Source organism: Nocardioides sp. GY 10113 (assembly GCF_004919105.1).
In the GTDB taxonomy this organism is placed as follows: Bacteria; Actinomycetota; Actinomycetes; order Propionibacteriales; family Nocardioidaceae; genus Nocardioides.
This window is the reverse complement of sequence record NZ_STGK01000005.1, coordinates 36,662-55,626: the sequence shown is the minus strand read 5'-3', so window position 1 is coordinate 55,626 and position 18,965 is coordinate 36,662. Positions and strand designations below refer to the sequence as shown.

16 protein-coding genes are annotated in these 18,965 nt (G+C 74.1%); 7 read left to right on the top strand and 9 right to left on the bottom strand.

From position 1 onward, the window contains the following. Window position 1: 1 nt before the first annotated feature. From E8D34_RS08005 to E8D34_RS07995, 3 genes are all read right to left on the bottom strand, one after another. A complete protein-coding gene (locus E8D34_RS08005) occupies window positions 2–1,072 on the bottom strand; it encodes a hemolysin family protein (RefSeq protein WP_136594104.1) in 1,071 nt (356 codons plus the stop codon). Continuing rightward, complete coding sequence (locus tag E8D34_RS08000; RefSeq protein ID WP_136594103.1) at window positions 1,069–2,427, bottom strand: hemolysin family protein; 1,359 nt, start codon at window positions 2,425–2,427, stop codon at window positions 1,069–1,071. The genes E8D34_RS08005 and E8D34_RS08000 overlap by 4 nt, the downstream gene beginning before the upstream one ends. 204 nt (window positions 2,428–2,631) lie before the next feature. Then, entirely contained in the window at window positions 2,632–4,548 is a 1,917-nt protein-coding gene (locus E8D34_RS07995) for an acetoacetate--CoA ligase (protein ID WP_240771222.1), read from the bottom strand. Between the two features lie 149 nt (window positions 4,549–4,697). Between E8D34_RS07995 and E8D34_RS07990 the strand changes: the two genes are divergently transcribed. Continuing rightward, window positions 4,698–6,788, top strand: a complete 2,091-nt coding sequence (locus tag E8D34_RS07990) for an EAL domain-containing protein (RefSeq protein WP_136594101.1) — start codon at window positions 4,698–4,700, stop codon at window positions 6,786–6,788. A gap of 45 nt (window positions 6,789–6,833) precedes the next feature. Here E8D34_RS07990 and E8D34_RS21525 read toward each other — a convergent pair whose 3' ends face one another. Continuing rightward, window positions 6,834–7,523 carry an acyltransferase gene (locus E8D34_RS21525; RefSeq protein ID WP_276606588.1) on the bottom strand — a complete coding sequence of 230 codons (690 nt, stop codon included), beginning with the start codon at window positions 7,521–7,523 and terminating at the stop codon, window positions 6,834–6,836. Between the two features lie 95 nt (window positions 7,524–7,618). Here E8D34_RS21525 and fdhD point away from each other — a divergent pair, with 95 nt between their 5' ends. Next, complete coding sequence (gene fdhD / locus E8D34_RS07980) at window positions 7,619–8,488, top strand: formate dehydrogenase accessory sulfurtransferase FdhD (RefSeq protein ID WP_206056611.1); 870 nt, start codon at window positions 7,619–7,621, stop codon at window positions 8,486–8,488. Window positions 8,489–8,510: 22 nt separating this feature from the next. On the opposite strand, the gene E8D34_RS07975 is transcribed toward fdhD, so the two are convergent. Continuing rightward, window positions 8,511–9,512: a zinc-binding alcohol dehydrogenase family protein gene (locus E8D34_RS07975; RefSeq protein WP_240771220.1), complete on the bottom strand. Its 1,002-nt coding sequence runs from the start codon at window positions 9,510–9,512 to the stop codon at window positions 8,511–8,513. A 138-nt stretch (window positions 9,513–9,650) separates the two neighbouring features. On the opposite strand from E8D34_RS07975, the gene adhP reads away from it, so the two are divergent. Then, window positions 9,651–10,670 carry an alcohol dehydrogenase AdhP gene (gene adhP / locus E8D34_RS07970; RefSeq protein WP_136594099.1) on the top strand — a complete coding sequence of 340 codons (1,020 nt, stop codon included), beginning with the start codon at window positions 9,651–9,653 and terminating at the stop codon, window positions 10,668–10,670. A 74-nt stretch (window positions 10,671–10,744) separates the two neighbouring features. After that, window positions 10,745–11,086 (top strand): metallopeptidase family protein, encoded by a 342-nt coding sequence (locus tag E8D34_RS07965; protein ID WP_136594098.1) that lies wholly within the window; start codon window positions 10,745–10,747, stop codon window positions 11,084–11,086. Window positions 11,087–11,090: 4 nt separating this feature from the next. Here E8D34_RS07965 and E8D34_RS07960 read toward each other — a convergent pair whose 3' ends face one another. Beyond that, on the bottom strand, window positions 11,091–11,840 hold the full coding sequence (locus tag E8D34_RS07960) for a hypothetical protein (RefSeq protein WP_136594097.1): 750 nt from the start codon (window positions 11,838–11,840) through the stop codon (window positions 11,091–11,093). Between the two features lie 142 nt (window positions 11,841–11,982). Between E8D34_RS07960 and E8D34_RS07955 the strand changes: the two genes are divergently transcribed. From E8D34_RS07955 to E8D34_RS07945, 3 genes are all read left to right on the top strand, one after another. Beyond that, window positions 11,983–12,267 (top strand): DUF4242 domain-containing protein, encoded by a 285-nt coding sequence (locus E8D34_RS07955; protein ID WP_136594096.1) that lies wholly within the window; start codon window positions 11,983–11,985, stop codon window positions 12,265–12,267. A gap of 79 nt (window positions 12,268–12,346) precedes the next feature. Then, the gene (locus tag E8D34_RS07950; protein ID WP_136594095.1) at window positions 12,347–14,932 is read left to right on the top strand and encodes an AAA family ATPase; all 2,586 of its coding nucleotides are present in this window, start codon (window positions 12,347–12,349) and stop codon (window positions 14,930–14,932) included. A gap of 99 nt (window positions 14,933–15,031) precedes the next feature. Beyond that, window positions 15,032–16,336, top strand: a complete 1,305-nt coding sequence (locus tag E8D34_RS07945) for a DUF2254 domain-containing protein (RefSeq protein ID WP_168929367.1) — start codon at window positions 15,032–15,034, stop codon at window positions 16,334–16,336. A gap of 3 nt (window positions 16,337–16,339) precedes the next feature. Here the strand turns inward: E8D34_RS07945 and E8D34_RS07940 are convergent, their stop codons facing one another. The 3 genes from E8D34_RS07940 to E8D34_RS07930 form a co-directional block, all read right to left on the bottom strand. After that, complete coding sequence (locus E8D34_RS07940) at window positions 16,340–16,960, bottom strand: carboxymuconolactone decarboxylase family protein (RefSeq protein WP_136594093.1); 621 nt, start codon at window positions 16,958–16,960, stop codon at window positions 16,340–16,342. Beyond that, entirely contained in the window at window positions 16,957–17,526 is a 570-nt protein-coding gene (locus E8D34_RS07935; RefSeq protein ID WP_136594092.1) for an OsmC family protein, read from the bottom strand. Before E8D34_RS07935 ends, E8D34_RS07940 begins: the two co-directional genes overlap by 4 nt. A gap of 77 nt (window positions 17,527–17,603) precedes the next feature. Then, window positions 17,604–18,845, bottom strand: a complete 1,242-nt coding sequence (locus tag E8D34_RS07930; protein ID WP_136594091.1) for an FAD-dependent monooxygenase — start codon at window positions 18,843–18,845, stop codon at window positions 17,604–17,606. Between the last annotated feature and the right edge of the window lie 120 nt (window positions 18,846–18,965).

The window sequence follows — 18,965 nt, the reverse complement described above, 5'->3', positions numbered from 1 at the left end:
CCTAGTCAGCCCCCGTCACAGCCTGGTCATCGGAGTGCGCGGCGTCGCGGATCTCCCCGACCAGCTCCTCGATGACGTCCTCCAGCGCCGCCACGCCCAGCGTCGTGCCGGAGGTGTCCACGACGCGGGCCATGTGCGCACCGCGACGCTGGAGCACCTCGAGCACCTCGTGCAGCTGGCTGCCCTGGGTGACATTGGCGAACGGCCGGATCCAGCGGTCCGCCACGGGACGCTGCCGTCGGGTCTCGTCGGGCTCGAGGACGTCCTTGATGTGCAGGTAGCCGATCAGCTCCGGCGCCTCGGCGCCGTCCACCACCGGAAAGCGGCTGAAGCCCGTGCTCGCGCACAGCGCCTCGACCTCGGCCCCGGTCGAACCGCGGACGACCGTGGCCAGCCGGTCCGGGGCCATCATCACCGCGTCGACGGTCTTCTCGGTGAACCCGAGGGCACCGGAGAGCCGGTCGTACTCGCCGTCGCCGAGCAGACCCTCACCGCGCGACTCCTCCACCAGCGCAGCCACCTCCTCGCGGGTGTAGGTGCTCGCCACCTCGTCCTTCGGCTCGATCCGCAGCAGGCGGAGGATGCCGTTGGCCATCGCGTTGATGGAGGCGATCACCGGCCGCAGCACGGTCACCAGGCCGAGCAACGGCGGCCCCAGGACGAGCGCCGCCCGGTCGGGACCGGCGAGCGCGATGTTCTTCGGCACCATCTCGCCGAGCACGACGTGCAGGAAGACCACCACGGCGAGCGCGACCACGAAAGCGATCGGGTGCACCGCCTCGTGCGGCAGGCCGAGCGCCTCGATCCCGGGCTCCAGCAGGTGCGCGAGCGCGGGCTCGGCCACGGCACCGAGGCCGAGCGAGCAGATGGTGATGCCCAGCTGCGCGCCGGCCATCATCTCCGAGACGTTCTCCATCGCGCGCAGCGTGGTGCGCGCCATGCGCGAGCCCTCGTGGGCCATGGGCTCGATCTGGCTGCGCCGTGCGGAGATCAGCGCGAACTCGGCGCCGACGAAGAAGGCGTTGGCCAGGAGCAGCAGGACGGCCAGCCCGATGCCGTACAGGTCGCTCATCGGTCCTCCTCCGGCATCGCCGGGTGCGCCTCGACCCGCATCGACAGCCGGTCGATGCGCAGTCCGTCCATGTGGTCGACGGTCAGCACCGCGGTGCGGCCGACCGCCTCGCCGTCCTCGTCGAGGTCGCTGAGCGGCACCCTCGCGCTGTCACCGGCGACCGGGATCCGCCCGAGCACCTTGAGCACCAGGCCGGCGATCGTGTCGTAGTCCTCGCCCTCGGGCAGCGGCACGTCGGTCAGGTCCTCCACCTCGTCGGGCCGCAGCAGACCGGAGAGCGACCAGGACCCGTCGCGCCGCAGCCGGCCGCGGGCGCCGAGCCGGTCGTGCTCGTCGGCGATGTCGCCGACGATCTCCTCGATCACGTCCTCCAGCGTCACGATCCCGGCGTGGTCGCCGTACTCGTCGAGCACGATCGCCATCTGGAACCCGTCCTCGCGCAGCAGGGCGAGCAGCGGGTCGAGGCGGAGGGTGTCGGGGACCTCGATCGGTCGGGCCATCAGGTGCTTGACCTTGACCGTCGCGCGCTCGTGCAGGGGCAGGGCCACGGCGTTCTTCACGTGCACCGTGCCGACCACGACGTCCTGCTCGTCGAGCACCGGGAACCGCGAGTGCCCCGTCTCACGGGTCAGCGCGATCACCGCACTGGCACGGTCCTGCTCGCCGAGCGAGCGGGTGCGCACCCGCGGCGTCATGATCTCGCCCGCGGTCCGGGACCCGAACTCCACCGAGCGCTCCATCAGCTCGGCGGTGTCCGCGTCCAGCGTCCCCTCGTGGGCGGAGCGCTGGATCAGCGAGGCGAGCTCGGTCGAGCTGCGCGCCGAGCGCAGCTCCTCCTGCGGCTCGATGCCCAGCCGGCGCACGATCGCGTTGGCGCTGCCGTTGAGACCCCGGATCGGCACCGCGCAGGCCGCGGTGAACAGGCGCATCGGGCGCTGGGTGGCACGCGCGGTGGCCAGCGGGAGCGCGATCGCGACGTTCTTGGGCACGAGCTCGCCGATCAGCATGGTCAGCACCGTGCTGATCGCCAGGCCCGAGGCCACCGCGACCGGGCTGACCGCGGAGTCGGGCACCCCGATGCCGGTCAACGGGGCGCGCAGGAGCTCGGCGATCGCGGGCTCGGCCAGGAAGCCGATGCCCAGGTTGGTGAGGGTGATCCCGACCTGCGCTCCGGACAGCTGCGTGGAGAGCGATCGCAGCGCGCGCTGCAGACCGATGGCAGAGGTGTCGCCGGACTCCGCCGCGCGGTCGACCTGGCCACGGTCGACCGTGACGAAGGCGAACTCCGCGGCGACGAAGAGACCGCAGGCGAGGATGAGCAGGATGGCGATTCCCAGCAGAAGCCAGGGTGTCATCGAGTGTGTGGTCCTTCGAAGGTGGAACAGGGAGTCTGATTCTACCGGTGGATCGGCCACGGGCCCGCGTTCACGCGAACATCGGCCCCGCCGAACGCCGTGCCGAACGCCGTGCCGAACGCCGTGCCGAACGCCGTGCCGAACGGCCGGCCGACGAGCTCGCGGCCCGGGAGACTCGGAGGTGCCGCCGACCTCGGCCCGGGCTCAGCCGCGACGCTGCCGGGCGACCTCGGCGTACCACTCCAGCAGGTCCGGGGCATCGACGCTGCCGGGGTCGAACGAACCGGAGAGGTCCTTGCCGGCCAGCACCTTCTTGACCGGCACCTCGAGCTTCTTGCCCGTGCGCGTGTGCGGGATCCCGGGCGCGGCGTACACGTCGTCGGGCACGTGGCGGGGCGAGGCGTGCGTGCGGATCGCCGTGGTGATCCGCTGCCGCAGGGCGTCGTCGAGCTCGGCCCCCTCGGCGAGGACGACGAAGAGCGGCATCCAGTAGCCACCGTCGGGCTGCTCCACCCCGATCACCAGTGCTTCGGCCACCTCCGGCAGGGCCTCGACCGGCTCGTAGATGTCACCGCTGCCCATCCGGATGCCGTTGCGGTTCAGGGTCGCGTCCGACCTGCCGTGGATCACCACCGAGCCGTGGTCGGTCAGGGTGATCCAGTCGCCGTGACGCCACACCCCGGGGAACGTGTCGAAGTAGGCCTCCCGGTAGCGCGAACCGTCGGCGTCGTCCCAGAAGGCCACCGGCATCGACGGCATCGGACGGGTCACGACCAGCTCACCGACCTCACCGCGCACCGGGTGGCCCGCCGGGTCGTACGCGTCCAGCGCCACACCGAGGCACGGCCGGGAGAGCTCGCCGGCCCACACCGGGACGGTCGGCACCGCCCCGACGAACGCGCTGACCACGTCGGTACCGCCGCTGATCGAGCAGATCTGCACCCCCGTCCCCAGGCTGGCCTGGAGCTCGCGGTGGCTGCCCGCCGGGAACGTCGACCCGGAGATGCCGACCATGCGCAGTCCGTGAAGGTCGTGCCCGGCCGGTCCGACCCCTGCCTTCTGGCACGCCGCGACGTACCCGGGGCTCATGCCGAGCACGCTCACCTCGTGCTCGGCGGCGAGCGCCCACAGCCCGTCCGGCCCCGGGCGCGCCGGCGACCCGTCGTAGGCCACCACGCTGGCACCGGTCAGCAGGGCGCCGACCAGGAAGTTCCACATCATCCAGGACGGCGTCGTGTACCACAGCAGCCGCTCGCCGGGACCGAGGTCGAAGTGCAGCGCGGCGAGCTTGCCCTGCTCCAGCACGGCGCCGCCGTGTCCGTGGACGATGCCCTTCGGGCGCCCGGTGGTTCCCGATGAGAAGAGGACCCAGAGCGGGTGGTCGAACGGGACGGGCTCGGGCGTCAGCTCGGCGTCCCGGCCCACCGCGGCGGCCCACCCGTCCGTGCCGATCTCGAGGGTGGCGCGCAGGCTCGGCAGCGCACCGACCAGCTCGGCGACGACGTCCCCGCGGTCGTGGGGCCGGCCGCCGTGCAGGTAGGAGGAGGCGTGCACCAGGAGCGTCGGCTCCAGCTGCTCGAAGCGGGCGCGGGCTGCGGAGGCCGCGTAGTCCATCCCGCACACCGCCCAGGTGGCACCCACGCTGGCGGTCGCGAGCAGGCTGACCACGGCCTCGGCGCCGTTCGGCAGGAAGCCGACCACCCGGTCGCCGCGGCTGACGCCGAGGTCGCGGAACGTCGCGGCGAGGCTGGCCACCTGGTCCCGGAGCTGGGCCCAGGTGAGGCGCACGGTGGCGCTGGGGTCCTCGGTGCAGGCGATCACCGCGACCTCGTCGTCCGGGCGATCGCGGAAGACGGTGGCGGTGTAGTTGAGCCGCGCGTCGGGGAACCAGTCGGCCCCCGGCATCCGCTCCTCGGCCAGCGCCGGTCCCGGCAGGTCCTCCCCCAGGTAGTCCGCGACGGCGCGCCAGAACGCGTCCGGCTCGGCGACCGACCACCGCCAGAGCCGGTCGTAGCGCTCGGTCCCGGAGCCTTCGCCGTCGATCCCCTGGAGCGAGGCGAACTGATCGATCCGGGCAGGTCGCTGAGGGAGAGCGGCGGGGGTCCAGTCAGGCGCGGTCACTCTCGCGAGAGTAGTGGGACGTGATCTCTCCCCATCGTCCCGACACGACATTTGCATTTGCCACACGCGTTGACTGACGAACCAGTAGCCTCACCGCCATCACGCCACCGACCTTCGTGGACCGGTTGACGGACGACGAAGGAAGGGACATGAGCGGACGTTCCGAGGGGACCCAGGTCGCGACTCCCGCGATCGACCTGGAAGTGCGCCTGCGCGAGCTGGTGGGAGCCGCTCCGAACGTCATCCTGGTGACCGACGAGGCCGGTCGGATCGTCTACGCGAACGCCCAGGCCGAGCGCCTCTACGGGTACCCGGTCTCCACGCTGATCGGGATGGCGTCGACCGAGCTCCTGCCGGCGCGTCACCGGGCCCGGCACGCCACCATGCGCACGTCGTACGTCACCAACTCGGAGGTGCGCGTCCCGCGCGAGATGCGCGACGGCCGCCAGTTCCTGGCCCTGCGCAGCGACGGCACCGAGGTCCCCGTCGAGGCCGGCGTGAGCTCGGTGCGCCTCGACGACCGCATGTTCATCATCACCTCGGTGACCGACATCAGCGGACGGCTCCGCGAGCGCGCGCGCCTCGAGGCAGGGCTGCGCCGCTCCTTCCTCGAGGCGATCCCGTTCTGCGCACTCGCCACGGACCGCTGCGGCACGGTGATCGCGGCCAACCCGGCGGCTGAGCAGCTGCTCGGCCTGAGCGCCAGCTGCCTCCTGGGCCGCCCGATCCACGACCTCGAGCTCACGGGGACGGATGAGCCCGCCTCCGGTGAGGACACCGGTCCCCCGCTCGCGCAACGCGTCGGTTCGCCGCGCGACGTCGAGTACCGACGCGGCGACGGCACCACCATCCACGTGAACCAGGCAGTCAGCGAGCTCCGGGACCCGGCGGGCGTGCTCACCGGATACCTCGTGGTCGCGCACGACATCACCGCCCGGCGCGAGGCGCTGGACGCCGTACGGCGGATGACCACGCAGGACGCCCTGACCAACCTGCCCAACCGCAGCCTGCTCGAGCGCCACCTCGGCGGAGCCATCGCCGAGGCGATCGAGTCCGGCACCGACGGCGCCCTGCTGCTGCTGGACCTCGACCACTTCCAGCGCGTCAACGACTCGCTGGGCCACGACGTCGGCGACCGCGTGCTGCTGGAGGTCGCCGAGCGGCTGCGGACCTGGGCCGACGACCACAGCCTCGTCGCCCGCTTCGGAGGCGACGAGTTCGTGGTCGTGCTGCGCGAGGCGACCGCACTGCCCGCGGTCGCCACCGCCCTCTTCGACGAGCTGACCCGGCCGATGACCGTGCTCGGCCACGACCTCACCACCACCTTCAGCATCGGGGGCGCGTACTTCCCCCGGCAGGGCTCGGAGCCGTCGGTCGTGCTGCGCAACGCGGACACGGCGATGTACTACGCCAAGTCGTCGGGGCGCAACCAGCTCCAGTGGTTCGACGAGGACATGCGCATCGACGCCAACGAGCGGCTCTCCCTGGCCTCCGCACTGCGCCAGGCGCTGCGCGACGGCGAGCTCTCCGTGGCGTACCAGCCTCAGATCGACCTCGCCAGCGGACGCACCGTCGGCTTCGAGGCGCTGGCGCGCTGGAAGAGCCCGACCCTGGGCAACGTGGGACCGGACCGGTTCATCCCCGTCGCCGAGGAGACCGGGATGATCGTCGAGCTCGGCGCCTGGGTGCTGGAGCGGGCCTGCGCCGACATCGTGCGCATCCAGGCCGAGATCGGCCGGCCGATGCGGTTGGCGGTCAACGCCTCACCGCACCAGTTCCGGCACGACGGCTGGGTGGAGACGGTCGCCTCCATCCTCGAGCGCACCGGGCTCGCCCCGGGCCAGCTCGAGCTCGAGATCACCGAGGGTGTGCTGATGGACCACCGTCGGCACGTGACCGAGACACTGCACCGGCTGCGCGAGCTGGGCGTCGGGATCGCGGTGGACGACTTCGGTCTCGGCTACTCCAGCCTCGCCTACCTGGCGCGCTACCCCATGGACAAGCTGAAGATCGACCGGACGTTCGTGCGGGGTCTGCCGCCCACGAGCGACCGCGCGCCGATCATCGACGCGATCGTCGGCATGGCCCAGGGGCTCGGCATGACGGTCGTCGCCGAGGGCGTCGAGACCAAGGCCCAGGAGAGCTACCTGCGCGACCGCGGCTGCGACCAGGCGCAGGGTTTCCTCTACAGCGCCGCGGTCTCACCCAAGGACGCGTTCCGCGCCGCCCGCCGCCGCTGACCCGACCGCTCCGGCCGGTCACGGCACGAGGCCACGAGCGGCCGGTCAGCCGACCTGGGACTCCAGCGCCTGGAGCGGCTCCAACGCCGCGGTCGTGGCCACCTCGGGGTCCGCTGGACGGACCCAGCCCACCCCGTCCTCGTGGCGCCGTACGACCCGAGCGGGCACGCCGGCGACCACGGCGCGGTCGGGGATCACGCCGCGCACCACCGACCCCGCCGCGACCACGACGTGACGCCCGATGGTGGTGCCGGGCAGGATGATCGCGCCGTGGCCGATCCAGCTGCCGTCGCCGATCCGCACCGGGAGGTGCTCGCCGAACTGGCGGCCGATCGGCACCTGGAGGTCCCGGTAGCCGTGGCTCGCGTCGGAGACGAAGACGTCCTTGCCGAACCAGACGTCGTCGCCGATCTCGATCGAGTCGTGGGCCGTGAGGCACGCTCGGGCGCCGATCACGCAGCGGTCCCCGATGACCAGGCCGCGCGCCGGGAGCGAGTGCTGGCCGGGTCCGTACCCGACCGACAGCGTGCAGTAGCGGCCGATGAGCGTGTCCACGCCGATGTGGATCGACTCCGCGCCGAACAGGCCCTCGATCGGGAAGCCCAGGCAGCTCCCCCGACCGAAGTCGGCGAACGTCGCGGCCAGGTCGGTGCCCGGCGCCACGTCGCCGAGGCGTTCCAGCCGGCGCCAGGCCGCGTGGACGGAGCGGTTGAGGAGACGACGCAGCAGCGGCACCCGGTGAGGTTAGCGTCACCGCACCGCCGAGCGGGCCAGGATCGGCGCGCGCGTCCTGCCCCGGTGGGTAGGTTCGGTGCACAGGGAGGTGCCAGGTGGGACGGGTGACGGCGAGGCGACCGGTGGTGCGGTTCCGCGACGGTGGATCGGTGCGGGTCACGGACACGCTCGTGGCGGAGGAGCCGATGGAGATCCGCGTCGACGGGCGCGCCCTGACGGTCACCATGCGCACGCCGGGGAGCGACTTCGCGCTCGCCGCGGGCTTCCTCACCGGCGAGGGAGTGGTGCACCGCGCCGACCAGATCGCCTCGCTCCGCTACTGCGCGGGCGCCGGCGAGGACGGCAGGAACAGCTACAACGTCGTCGACGTCTCGCTCGCACCGGGGACGCCTCCCCCGGCGCCGGAGCTGACCCGGAGCTTCACCACGACGTCCTCGTGCGGCGTCTGCGGCAAGACCAGCCTCGACACCGTCCGCGCCGCCACCAGGTTCAGCGTCGCCGACGACGACACGGCGATCGGCGTCGACACGCTGACCGCGCTCCCCGACCGACTCCGGGCGGGCCAGGGGGTCTTCGACCGCACCGGAGGCCTCCACGCCGCCGGCCTGTTCACCACCGACGGCGACCTGCTCGACGTGCAGGAGGACGTCGGCCGGCACAACGCGGTGGACAAGGTCGTCGGGCGCGCGCTGCTCGACGGCCGGCTGCCCCTGCGGGGCAGCGTGCTGATGGTCAGCGGGCGCGCCTCGTTCGAGCTCGTGCAGAAGGCCCTGATGGCCGGCATCCCGACCCTGGCCGCCGTCTCGGCGCCCTCCACGCTGGCCGTCGAGCTCGCCGAGCAGCACGGCATGACGCTGGTCGGGTTCCTGCGCGGCTCCTCCTTCAACGTGTACGCCGGCGCGCACCGCGTCGCGACCGGCGACGCGCTCGCGGGGGCCGTCGCCCCCACCGAGGAGACCGGGTGACCGCCCACGAGCCGGCGACGGGTCAGCCGCGGAGGTCGAGCACGGCGACGCCGTGCACCCGGTCCGCCGCGAGGTCACGGACAGCGTCCTCGGCACGGTCCAGCGGATAGGTCGTGACCGTGGCGGCCACGCCGAGCCGCGCCGCGAGGCGCATCAGCTCGACGCCGTCGGCCCGGGTGTTCGAGGTGACGCTGGTGACCGTGCGCTCGCGGAACAGGTGGCGGTCGTAGTCCAACGGCGGGATCTCGGTCATGTAGATCCCGGCCAGCGCCAGCGTGCCCGCCGCGTCGAGGTCCGCCATCGCGTCGCGGGCCACCTCGCCCGCCGGGGCGAACACGATCGCGGCATCCAGCGGTGGCGGCGAGCTCCCGATCGGCAGCGCCGACGAGGCCCCGAGCTCCAGCGCCAGCCGACGCGCGGACGCGTCCCGGGTGACCACGTGCACCTCCGCGCCCTGCGCGAGGGCCAGTTGCGCGGTGAGGTGGGCGCTCGCGCCGAAGCCGTAGAGTCCGAGCCGCCCGCCCGCGGGCAGCCGGGCGCGCTTGAGGGCTCGGTAGCCGATGATCCCGGCGCACAGCAGCGGTGCCGCCTGCGCGGCGTCCAGGGCAGCCGGCACCGGGTAGGTGTAGGCGGCCGACGCGACGGCGTACTCGGCATAGCCGCCGTCCACGTCCCAGCCGGTGTAGCCGGAGCGCTCGCAGAGGTTCTCGCGACCGGTGCGGCACCAGCGGCAGGTGCCACAGGTGCTGCGCAGCCACGGCACGCCGACCCGGTCGCCGAGGGCCACCCCGCCGACATCGCCCCCGACCGCCACCACCGTCCCGACCACCTCGTGCCCGGGCACGACCCGCGGCCGGTGCGGCGGCAGCTCGCCGTGCAGCACGTGCAGGTCGGTGCGGCACACGCCGCACGCCTCCACGCGCACCAGCACCTCACCCTCAGCCGTGCTGGGCACCGGCAGGTCGACGTAGTGCAGCGCGCCGTCGCCCGTGGTCTGCCACCCCTTCATCGTCGGGACCGTCACGGCTCCAGCATCGTCGGGGCACGGGCCGAGCGGGAGGGTCCTCGCGGGGTGCCGGGCGGGACCTTCGCCCCTGCCCGCGGACGCCGCCCCCGCGTTGGCTGGACTCCAGGAGGACCGATCGCCCCGAGGGAGGAACCCATGAAGGCTGCCGTCGTCACCGAGTTCAAGGCGCCGCTCGCGCTCGAGGAGCGCGCGATACCCGAGCCCGGGCCGGGACAGGTGCTGGTACGCCTGGAGACCTGCGGGCTCTGCCACACCGACATCCACGCCGCGCACGGCGACTGGCCCGTCAAGCCCACGCCGCCGTTCGTGCCCGGCCACGAGGGGGTCGGCACGGTGACCGCGCTCGGCGCCGGGGTCACCAGTCGAGCCGTCGGCGACCGCGTCGCCATTGCCTGGCTGGGCGAGGCCTGCGGGCACTGCGACCACTGCATCAGCGGGTGGGAGACGCTCTGCGAGGCCCAGCAGAACAGCGGGTACTCCGTGGACGGGGGCTGGGCGGAGTATGCGCTGGCGTCGGCCGACTACGCCGTCCCCGTCCCGGACGGCGTCTCCTCCCTGGACGCGGCACCGCTGACCTGCGCCGGCGTCACCACCTACAAGGCGATCAAGGTCGCCGGGATCAGCCCGGCCGAGCGAGTCGCGGTCTTCGGCATCGGCGGCCTCGGGCACCTGGCGGTGCAGTACGCACGGCTCGTCGGCGCCGAGGTGGTCGCGGTCGACATCGACGACGACAAGCTCGCGCTGGCCGCCGAGCTCGGTGCCGACCACGGGGTGAACGCGGCGAAGGTCGATCCGGTCGAGGCGATCGCCGACCTCGGCGGGGCCGACGTCGCGATCGCGCTGGCGGTGAGCCCCGCGTCGTTCGAGCAGGCCTTCGCCTCGCTGCGCCGTGGTGGCCGCCTGGTCTGCGTCGCGCTGCCGCCGGAGGAGGCGGGGCCGATGCGGATCCCGATCTTCGACACCGTGCTCAAGGGGATCAGCGTGATCGGCTCGATCGTGGGCACCCGCGAGGACCTGGCCGAGGTCTTCCGCCTGCATGCACTGGGCCGGACGAGGGTGATCGCCGAGACCCGGCGCCTGGAGGACGTCAATGAGGCGGTCGCGGAGGTGCTCGCCGGCTCGGTGCCGGCCCGGCTGGTCTTCGACTACACCTGACCGCGGTGCGCGTCTCGGGGCGCGGCGGCCCGCCGCGCCGCCACGACGTTGAGCGGTGGGGGGAGACTCGGACCATGGTCGAGGTGGAGCCGGAGCGGTTCGAGGAGTACGTCGCCGAGGCGCTGGACGGGCTGCCGCCCGAGCTCGGCCGGCTGATGGACAACGTCGCCGTCACCGTCGACCACCACGGCGGCCGCCCCGGCCTGCTCGGGCTCTACCAGGGCATCCCGCTGACCCGACGGACGTCGTCGTACGGCGGCGTCCTGCCTGACCGGATCACCATCTACCGGCGCGCGATCACCGCGCGCTGCGCGACCGAGGGCGAGGTCGTCGACCAGGTCCGTCGCACGGTGGTCCACGAGGTGGGCCATCACTTCGGGATCGGCGACCGGCGGCTGCGCGAGCTCGGCTGGTGAGGCCTCAGCCCGCCGGATCCGTCGCCGCCACCCAGCCGCGCGCGAGCAGCCGGATCCGGACGGCCTCGCGCAGCGCGGGGTCGGCACCGAGCCGACGCATCGCGCCACGCGCGCCGGAGCCGCGATCGAGCAGGCCGAGCTCCGGCAGCACCCCGTGCAGGAGCCGCACCACGTCCGGCTGCGGGCGGAGTTCCACCGGCGGCGCACCGGGCGGGGCGATGACGCCCCGGTGCGAGACGTAGACCCAGCCCTCCCCCGCCGCGGCGGACCACTCGAGCCATGCAGGAGCGTCGACGAGGCGCACCGGGCAGCGCACATAGTTCGGCTCGGTCACGTCGAGGCACCTCACCTGCTCCTCGTCGAGCAGGGCAGCGACCAGGGTCCGTCGCGCGCCGGGCGCGGCGACCGGGGCGGCAGGGACGTATCCGGCGCGACTCACGTGCGCGCTGTGGCCCACCCCGATCCCCGCGACCTCGACGGGAAGCAGTGGTGCCGCGCCGCTCGCCCCACCCGCGACCAGCTTGCGCCGCAGCACCGCCGGGGAGGCGTTGGAGCCGACCGCCAGCACGGCGCGGCGTGCGGCGAGCGGGACGACGCCGGCACGGCGCAGCACGCGGTCCACCGTGTCCGGATCGGGCGCCGCCAGCGGCCGGAAGTCGTCGCCGAGCAGCACTCCCGCCCGACGTGCGGGCGTGCCGGGGTACGCCCACGGCCGGAGCGTCAGGTCGTCACCGTCGACTGCCACCGTCCCCATCGCTCCATGGTCGCCCACCGACGCGCTCCCTGCCGTCGAGCGCGCTAGATGGGGGCCCACTCCCGATGTCCTCCCCGGCGGGGCGAGCAACTCTGGGGAGACGCCGGCAGACCGCCGGCACCACTACCGAAGGAGCACCACCATGCACCGCTTCCTCATCGAGCGCGAGATCGACGGCGCCTCGAACCTCACCGACGCCGACCTGGCCGAGATCGCCCAGACCTCCAACGAGGCCGTCGCCTCGCTCGGGGTCCCCTACCACTGGGTGACGAGCTACGTCGCCGGCGACAAGATCTACTGCCTGCACGAGACCGAGGACGTCGAGACCATCCTGGAACACGCCCGACGGGGCGGCTTCCCGGCCGACCTGGTCTCGGTCGTGGTCAACGAGTTCGGCCCGCACAGCGCCCCCGGTGCCGCCGCCTGACCAGCGCGGGTCCGGGACGGTCGCGTCCCGGACCCGCGCTGCCCTTGGTGAGGGCGCGGGACTCGCCTACCGTGAGCCGGTGGCCCTCCTCGAGCGGGATGCCGAGGCCGACGTGCTTCGGCGGGCGGTGGCGCGCACGGCGCGCGGGTGCGGCGCCGGAGTCGCGGTCGTCGGCGAGGCCGGCGCCGGGAAGTCCGCGCTGGTGGCGGCCGCCTGCGCCGCCGCCGGGGAGGTCCGGGTGATCCGGGCCGCGTGCGACCCCCTGGGCACCCCGCGGCCGCTCGGCCCGTTCCGCGACGTCGCCGACGAGCTCGGGCTTGGCTCGCTGCTCGCCGACACCGCACCCACCCTCGCCTCGCTGGGCGAGGCGGCCTACCGGTCCCTCGGCACCGCGCGCACGGTGTTCGTGGTGGAGGACCTGCACTGGATCGACGCGGCGTCGGCGGAGGTGCTCCGGTTCCTGGTGCGACGGATCGAGACGATCCCGCTGACGCTGGTCGTCACCTACCGCGACGAGACGATCGACTCCCAGCACTCCGCCCGACCACTCCTGGGCGACTTCGCTGCGCTGGACGACCTCGCCACCGTCCGCCTCCTGCCGCTCTCCGAGGGCGCCGTCGCCGAGCTGGTGGCGGGCACGGGGCTGGCACCGGGCACGGTCCACGCACTGACCGGGGGCAACCCCTTCTTCGTGGTCGAGGTCGCCAAGGAGCCGGGGCGTCCGCTGCCGGCGACCGTCCGCGACGCCGTCCTGGCCCGGACCGCTCGGATGGACGCGGGCGACTTCGAGGTCCTCCAGCTCGCCGCGGCAGCGCCCGGCCGCCTGGACGACCGCCTCCTGCCGGCCCTGCACGTGGACCTGCCGACGCTGCGTCGCCTGCACGACAGCGGGCTGCTGCTCCGCGATCGCGGAGGGCTGTCGTTCCGCCACGAGCTGGCGCGCCTCGCCGTGGAGAGCACCATCCCGGCGGGCGGGGCCGCCCACCTGCACGCCCGCCTGGTCGCGGCACTGGAGCACGTCGAGCCGCGCGACCTCGCTGTCCTCACCCACCACGCGGTGGCCGCCCGGGACGGCGCTCGCGCGGTGCGGTACGCCGAGGCGGCGGCGCTGGAGGCGATCCGCGCCGGGTCCCACACCGAGGCGGTCGCGTTCCTCGAGACCGCTCTGGCGCACCTTCACCCACCCACGCCGGCGCACCGCGCGCGGTTGTTGGCGCTGCTCGCCCAGGAGCTGTACATGACGAACCGGCTGGACGCGGCGCTGGCCACGGTCGGGACCACGTTCGGCCTGTGGGAGGAGGCAGCGGACCCGGTGGGGCTCGCCGCCGCCCACGAGTCCTACGCGCTCTACCAGTACTACAGCGCGCGGCGTCCGCAGGCCGAGGCGCATGCGGAGCGGGCCGCGACCATCACCAGCGGCCTCCCGGCGCAGGACGCGCAACTGAAGTTCGGCCAGGCGCAGACCACACGCAGCTACCTGGCGGTCCAGAACGGCGACTTCGCGCTCGTGCAGCAGTGCCAGTCCGACGCCGACGCGATCGCGCGCCGGCACCGCAGCGCGGCACTCGCGACCCGGGTCGGTCTGTTCACCGCCGTCAGCGACCTCGCCCAGGGCGACGCCGCCGCGCGCCCGCGACTGGTGGACCTGATCGAGGAGGCGCGCGCGACCGGCCTGGACGAGCTCGCCTCGACGGGCTACTCCAACCTGGCGAACCTCGACGTCGAGCAGCGCCGTCCGCGGTCGGCCGAGCACGTGCTGGAGGAGGCGCTCGCCTTCTCCTCGGAGCGTGACATCCCGATCTGCCGCTTTTGGCAGACGGGCGTGCGATCGCGATTGCGGCTGGAGCAGGGCCGCTGGGAGGCGGCGCTGGAGGATGCGGCCGCGGTGCTCGACCGATCGGGCATGCCCCTCGCGGCGCTCTGGCCGCACGTCGTCTCCGGCCTCGTGGCACTGCGCCGCGGCGAGGACGGCGGCAGCCACCTCGAGCAGGCCTGGGAGCTCTCCGGACGCCTGGACGAGCCGCTGCGGCGCCTGCCGGTGCTCTCCGCCCTGGCGGAGCGCGCCTGGCTGACCGGCGCGAGGGACGACCGGGTGGCCGGCCTCGCGGTGGCCGCGGTCCACGACCTCGCCGGCGCGCCCGGCGCGACCTGGGGCGTGGGAGATCTCGCCGTCTGGCTGGTGCGCCTCGGCCTGCTGCCCGACCCGCCGGCGGACGCCGTCGCCGAGCCGTACCGGCTGACGCTCTCCGGCCGGCCCGCGGCCGCCGCTGCCTGGTGGCGGGAGTTGGGCTGCGAGTACGACGCGGCGCTGGCGCTCGCCGACTCGCCCGCGGTCGAGCACCGGGTGTCGGCTGTCGAGGCCCTCGACCTGCTCGGTGCCGTGGCCGTCGCCGATCGGCTGCGGCAGGAGATGCGGGAGGACGGCCTGCCCCACGTGCCGCAGCGCCCCCGCGCCAGCACCCGGGTCAACCCCGCGGGCCTGACCAACCGCCAGCTCGAGGTGGCCAAGCTGGTCGCGCGCGGGTTCACCAACGCAGAGATCGCGAGCCGGCTCTTCATCTCCCCGAAGACCGCCGACCACCATGTCTCGGCCGTGCTGGCCAAGCTCGGCCTGCCGAACCGCCGCGCGGTCGTGGTCCAGGCCGACGAGCTCGGGCTCTCCTGACCCGGCGGCCACGCGAGGCCGGGCCGCGTGACGTCGGGCCCGGTGAGCAGGCACGGCGGTGCGTTGACCACGCGCCGCCGCGCGGCCACTGTGGGGAGCGTGCGAGGCGAGGTCGTGCGGGAGTACCTGCGGGGCGCCCTCTGGGTGCTGCCCACCGCCGCCGTCGTCCTGGCCCTGGCCGTCGGCTACGTGCTGGCGCAGGTCCAGGTCTCCTCCGTCCGCTGGTACGTCTTCCAGGGCACCCCCGACGACGCCCGGACCCTGCTGATCGCGATCTCCAGCACGCTGGCCACCGTGATCGCCCTGGTCCTGGGGCTGACCGTGGTCGCGCTGCAGCTGGCCTCGACCCAGTTCTCGCCCCGCCTGCTGCGGAACTTCCTGAGGGACCGGCCCAACCAGGTCGTGCTCAGCGTCTTCGTCGCGACCTTCACCTACAGCACCGCCGGCCTGTTCACGGTCGGGGTCAGCGCGGGCCGGCGGGTCGACGACTATCCACGCCTCGCGGTCAGCTTCGCCCTGGCCCTGCTCTTCATCAGCCTGCTGATGCTGGTGTTCTTCGTGCACCACCTGGCGCACTCCATCCAGATCGACGAGGTGATGCGCTCGGTGGAGCGCCGCACTCTCCACGTGATCGAGCACGACCTGCCCACCCGGGGCGTGACCGGCCGACGGGAGCCGCCGCCGCCCGCCTCCGCGATCGCCGTGCCCGCCCACCGGTCCGGCTACGTGCAGACGGTGCACCCCGAGGTGCTCGTCCCTCAGCTCGCCGGGCGGGACCTGGTGGCGTCGGTGGCCGCCATGGTCGGCGAGTACGTCGTGGCGGGCGCGCCGCTGCTCTGGCTGTGGCGGCCGGGGGCGGGCGACTCCCCGGCCGTGGCCGCGGCCGTCCCGGCGCCGTTGCGCGCGGCCCTGCCGGCCGCGGTGCGCGTCGGGTTCGAGCGCACCGTCGAGCAGGACGTCGCCTTCGGCGTACGACAGCTCGCGGACATCGCTGTGAAGGCGCTCTCCCCCGCGATCAACGACCCGTACACGACCATCCAGTCGCTCGAGCACCTCGGCGTCCTGCTCGCCAGCCTCGTCCGGCGGCCGCTCGGCGACCAGTGCGTGTACGACGCCGGCGGCTCGCTCCGGGTCGTGGTGCCCGGCCGCGACCTGGCCTACTACCTCGATCTGGCCACCGGACAGATCAGGCGGTACGGCTGCGCGGAGCCGAGGGTGGACCGGGCACTGATCCGGGTGCTGGCCACCACCGGCCGCTTCTGCACCGACCCCGACGACCGCAGGCTGGTCGCCCACCATGTCGAGCTCGTGGTCGACGACGCCCGGAGGGCCGTCGCGCAGGCCGCGGATCTGGCGCCGGTCCGCGAGCACGGCGCCCGGGTGCTGGAGGAGCTCGCCCGATGACCCTCAGCGATCGCCTGCCCGGACCACGGCCCCCGGACGCGTCGCCGGCGGTCGCCCGAAGTCGACCGCGGCCAGCACCGCCGGGGGCACCCGCTCGGCCAGCTCCGCGTCGGGTGCCGCGCCGAGCGCGTCGTTGACGGTGGCGAAGGCCAGGCGCAGCGCGACGTAGAGCGTGATCGCGAAGACCTGACCGTCGTCGCAGCCGACCTCGCGCAGCGCGGCGAGGTCGGCCTCGGTCGTGGCCCGCGGGTCCACGGCGACCCGGCGCGCCCACGCCACCAGGGCGGCATCGGTGGCCGAGGTGGTCGGGGTGCCGCCGGCGATGACCGCCGCCGCCTCGCGCTCCGTGCTCGCCGCCGCCAGCCTGGACCCGAAGGCCAGGGAGCAGTACGAGTTCCCGCTGGCCGCGGCCGCCGCGGTGACCAGCAGCGTCCGCTCACGACCGTCGAGGCCGCCCCGGTGCCCGGCCAGGCCGAGCAGCTGGCCGAGCAGGTGCAGCGCCTCGGGGCTGTGCGCCCAGAGCCGTGTCAGGTGGGCGACGTAGCCCTGACCGGCCTCCTCGGCGGCGTACAGCTCCCGCACGGCGGCGGTGGGCTCGGGGTCGGCCAGGAAGCTCGCGCTCATGACGCCGCCACCCCGACCTCGACCCGGGTGCCTGCGGTGAGCACGTCGTACACCGCCGAGCGGGCGCGCGACTGCGCCACGAGCGCCGCGACCGTGGCCGCGTCCGCGTCGCTGTCGACCTCGAACGTGACCCGCACGTCGCGGAAGCCGTTGCGGACGGAGTCGTCGAGGCCGAGGATGCCCCGCAGGTCGAGGTCGCCCTCCACCGTGCACCGCACGCCACGCAGCTCCACCCCGCGGGCCGCGGCGATGTTGCCGAGCCCCGCGGTCAGGCAGGCTCCGAGGGCGTTGAGGAGCAGCTCGGCGGGGGTCGGGCCGTGGTCCGTGCCGGTCAGCACGGCCGGGTGGTCCGCGGGCACCTCGACGGGCGTGGCGTGCAGGTGGTCCTGGCCGGCCCCGGTGAAGCCGAGGAAGGTACCGACCGAGTGGGTGCCGGAGACCCAGGTCGAGCGGGACCGGAACCGGAAGGCAGCGAGCTCGGGCTGCGTGCGGACGACGTCGATGGTGCCGAAGAGCGCGGCGGTGTCGACGCCGTTGATGCGGGGGTGCTGCTGGGTGGTGGTCATCGCGGGGTTCCTTCGGAGAGTGGTGGTCCGGTGGTCCGGTGGTCTGGTCGTCTGGGGGTCAGGTGGACGGGCGGGGCTCAGGCGGCGGGCGCCGCGGTGCGCCACCACTGCGGGCGGGCCGCCAGCTCCAACGCCTCCGACTCGAGCGCCCGGCTGAGCTCGACCTGGAGGTCGGCGAAGCGACGGACTCCTGGAAAGGCGCCGAGGGCCCGCGCGAGCCGGAACGTCTCGGCCAGGCGGCTGTCCCGGTCACGCTCGTAGGCGACCAGGCCGGCGTCGACCTCGCATCCGTCGGGGTCTCCCGATCCCGGTGCGCCGAGCGCGCGGTGCGCGGCGGCGGCGAGCAGCTCGGCGTCGCGGAAGGCGTCGGTGATGCCGTGGCCGATGATCGGGTCACGGTGGTAGCCCGCGTCCCCGACCAGCGCCCAGCCGGGGCCGACCGCCCGGCGCAGGTGGTTGGGCAGGCCGATCGACCCGCGGACCGGCGCGGTCACCTCCCCGCGCCCGACGACGTCGGCGAGGTCGGGAGCCGCCGCGCGCAGCGCCTCGCGCCACGCCGTGACACGGTCCGCGCCGGCCGCCAGCAGCGCCCGGCCGGCGACGGCGGGCTGCCCCAGCCAGACGCAGGCCTCGCCACCGTGGGTCGGGAAGACGCCGGCGAACGCCTGAGGCGCGAGGTGGAACTCGAAGCCGTCCCACTCCTCGCCCCGGACATAGGTGTAGGCCATGGCGCCGGTCGGGGCATGGGCGACCCCGGTGGCGGCACCGACCAGCTGGGCGACGCGAGAGCGTACGCCGTCCGCACCGACGACGAGCCGCGCCGTGAGGGGCAGCTCGTCGCCACCCGGCCGCCGGACGACCACGCCGCGGACCCGGCCCCCGGGCTCGCGGAGCACGTCGGTCACGGTCGTCCGGGTCATCAGCGCGGCCCCGGCGCGGACGGCCGCGCCGGCGAGGACCGGGTCCAGCCGGTGACGGCGCGGGGCCAGCATCAGGTCGACACCGGCGCGGTCCTTGATGGTGATCGGCGCCGAAGCCCGGGCGTCGGGACCGTACTCGCGGTAGCGGACCGTGCGCACCGCGGGGGCTCCGGTGTCCAGGACCTCGTCGAGCAGTCCCCACCGGGCGAGCTGGACCACGCCGCCGCGTGCGAGCGCGTGGGTGGACAGCGTGTCGACCCCCGGCTCGGAGCGGTCGAGCAGAGCCACGTCGTACCCGGCGCGGGCGAGCAGCATCGCGGTCGCCGCACCGGCGCAGCGGGCGCCGACGACCACGACATCGTGGTGCCGGGTGCCGGGTTCGGGGTAGGTCTTGCTCATCGTGCTCTCCTCGGTTGGGGTACGGCGGGCCGTTGACCCGACGGCTTGAAACTAGGGACGGAGCGGCCCGGCGACATCGGGAGGCGATCCCCATGTTCGGCGCGCGGCCAGCGCCGGGGA